Below are 493 nucleotides of genomic sequence, written 5' to 3'. Positions count from 1 at the left end.
CTGCGCGACGCGCACCACCAACTTGCCGAAGTTGCGCCCTTCGAGCAGGCCGATAAAGGCTTCGGGCGCCTGCTCCAGGCCGTCGACCACGTCCTCGCGGAACTTGATCTTGCCCTCGCGCACCCAAGGCGCCATGGCACTGAGGAACTCCGGTTGGCGGTCGCCGTAGTCATCGAACACGATAAAGCCCTGGATGCGCACCCGCTTGGTCAGCAAGGTGCGTTGCAGGGCCGGCAAACGGTCAGGGCGGGTGGGCGCTTCATGGGCGTTATAGCCGGCAATCAACCCGCACAGCGGCACGCGCGCTTTGGGGTTGAGCAAAGGCAGCACGGCATCGAAGACTTTACCGCCGACGTTTTCGAAATAAATGTCCACGCCTTTGAAACAGGCCAGGGCCAGCTCATGGGCGAAATCTTCGCTCTTGTGGTCGATACAGGCGTCAAAGCCCAACTCACCCACCACGTAGCGGCACTTGTCTGCGCCACCGGCAATG

Annotated in this window: 1 protein-coding gene; it reads right to left on the bottom strand. The window is 62.1% G+C overall.

The window, feature by feature from the left end:
* The coding region (locus JQ845_RS22810; RefSeq protein ID WP_203009511.1) for a zinc-binding dehydrogenase at nt 1-493 on the bottom strand (493 nt) is incomplete at both ends.

Source organism: Pseudomonas paraversuta, assembly GCF_904063065.1.
Taxonomy (GTDB): Bacteria; Pseudomonadota; Gammaproteobacteria; order Pseudomonadales; family Pseudomonadaceae; genus Aquipseudomonas; species Aquipseudomonas paraversuta.
This window is presented reverse-complemented; position numbering and strand designations above follow the sequence as displayed.